This is a genomic window from Paracoccus sp. MKU1, from assembly GCF_001447385.1.
Taxonomy (GTDB): Bacteria; Pseudomonadota; Alphaproteobacteria; order Rhodobacterales; family Rhodobacteraceae; genus Paracoccus.
In genome coordinates this window covers 1-1,952 of sequence record NZ_LLWQ01000067.1, presented here as the reverse complement: position 1 = coordinate 1,952, position 1,952 = coordinate 1, and the positions used below count along the sequence as shown (strand labels likewise).

At 62.5% G+C, this 1,952-nt stretch carries 2 protein-coding genes; one reads left to right on the top strand and one right to left on the bottom strand.

The window, feature by feature from the left end:
- Nucleotides 1–939: FAD/NAD(P)-binding oxidoreductase (locus AQY21_RS04805; RefSeq protein WP_152988100.1), on the top strand; the 939-nt coding region annotated here is incomplete at its 5' end.
- A gap of 90 nt (nucleotides 940–1,029) precedes the next feature.
- Here the strand turns inward: AQY21_RS04805 and AQY21_RS04800 are convergent.
- The gene (locus tag AQY21_RS04800) at nucleotides 1,030–1,689 is read right to left on the bottom strand and encodes a GntR family transcriptional regulator (RefSeq protein WP_199766698.1); all 660 of its coding nucleotides are present in this window, start codon (nucleotides 1,687–1,689) and stop codon (nucleotides 1,030–1,032) included.
- Nucleotides 1,690–1,952: the final 263 nt, after the last annotated feature.

The following is a 1,952-nucleotide window of genomic DNA, read 5'->3' as shown; positions in this document are numbered from 1 at the left end:
GCCTCGACCGGGCGCGAGATCGAGCAGCCGCACGAGATCGCAAAGGCCAGCGAGCGCAAGCGGGTGGTGGTGATCGGCGCCGGCCCCGCGGGGATGGAGGCGGCCCGCGTCGCGGCCGAGCGCGGCCACGAGGTCATCGTACATGAGGCCGCGAACCATCCCGGCGGCCAGATCCGCCTGACCGCGCAATCTGAGCGCCGGCGCGAGATGATCTCGATCATCGACTGGCGCTACGAGGAATGTCAGCGCATGGGCGTAACCTTCAGGTTCAACAGCTATGCCGAGGCCGATACCGTTCTGGGCGAAAAGCCGGACGTGGTGATCGTGGCGACCGGCGGGCTGCCCCGCACCGAGATCCTTGAAGAGGGCAACGATCTGGTGGTGTCGACCTGGGACATCATCTCGGGCGATGTGAAGCCGGGCAGCAATGTGCTGATCCATGACGATGCTGGCGATCATGCAGGCATGCAGGCGGCGGAAATCATCGCCCAAAGCGGGGCCAAGCTGGAAATCATGACCCGCGACCGCGCCTTCGCGCCCGAGGTGATGGCCATGAACCTGGTGCCCTATATGCGCACCCTGCAAAAGCTCGACACCACCTTCACCGTGACTTGGCGGCTGATCTCTGCCCGGCGCACGGGCAATGCGATCACCGCCGTGATCGGAACCGATTACGACGGCACCACCAAGGAGCGCGTCGTCGATCAGATCGTGGTCAACAACGGCACCCTGCCGCTGGACGATCTCTATTTCGAGCTGGTCCCGCATTCGGTCAATGGCGGCGAAGTGGATTACGACGAGTTGATCGCCGGCAAACCGCAGACGGTGCAGCGCAACCCGGATGGGCAATTCGCCCTGTTCCGGATAGGCGATGCTGTTTCCTCGCGCAACACCCATGCCGCGATCTACGATGCGCTGCGGCTGGTGCGGCATATTTGAAGCTTGGACAAGGCGCGCGGGCGATGACCCTCGCGCCTTGCTGACATCGCTGTCCGTTGCCGATTTCGGCCGCGCGACCCTGGCCGCCCTCTATATTCCCAAAGAAATGTTCAGGCCCTCCGGCGCCGCATAGGCGGCGATATCATGCCTGGAAAGATCGAAATGCTCCCGGATGAGCGATTCCGCCCTGTCGGGATCCTGCCGCTCGATCGCTTCGATGATCTGATCGTGGTGCCGCATCGCAGCCTCGATCCTGCATTGAGCGTCCTTGCCTTCCCGAAAGAAGGACCGGCCTATCCGCCCATTGTCGATCAGCAGCCTGCGCAGACTCGGCAACAAATAGGCGTTGCGCCCAATCAGGCCGATCTGGAGGTGAAATTCATTGTTCAGGAGGATTCTCTCGTCCACATCGCCCGAGATCGTCGCCTCTCGGAGGCGGCTTTGAATGTCCTTCAGCAGCGCGATGTCCGCCCGAGTGGCCCGCTCCGTCGCAAGCCTTGTCGCAGCTATGTAGATCATCGGACCGGCGAGGAAAAAACCGCGCAAGGCTTGATATCCCATCGGGGCTACACGCGCGGGGCGATTGGGTTCCAGTTCCACATAGCCTTCGCCGGCCAGTTGCCGCAGAAGCTCTCGCACCGGCGGCTTGGAGAGACCGAATTCTTCGCTGAGTTCGCCCTCGTCAAGCACGGCACCAGGAGCAATCCGCATCGTCAGGATGCGTCTGCGCAATGCGTCGCCCAGGTCCACCTTCCGATCCTGTCTGGGCTCTGTGCTGCTGTTGCCCGTATACCGCTTCGCCACCCGCATCTCCGTTATTTCGTTGATAGTTTAACCGCCTACCATTGATAGCGCCAGACACGGGACCACGTCGGTTTCGTGGCCCACATGAGTGAGCAACTCGCCTGTCAGATTCGACACAAGGCCCCGCCGCCCGGTTCCGACTGTCGCCTGGCTTACAATCCGCCCACCGCCTCATCGCCGTCGGAGGGCGCATAAGCAGCGATATTGCG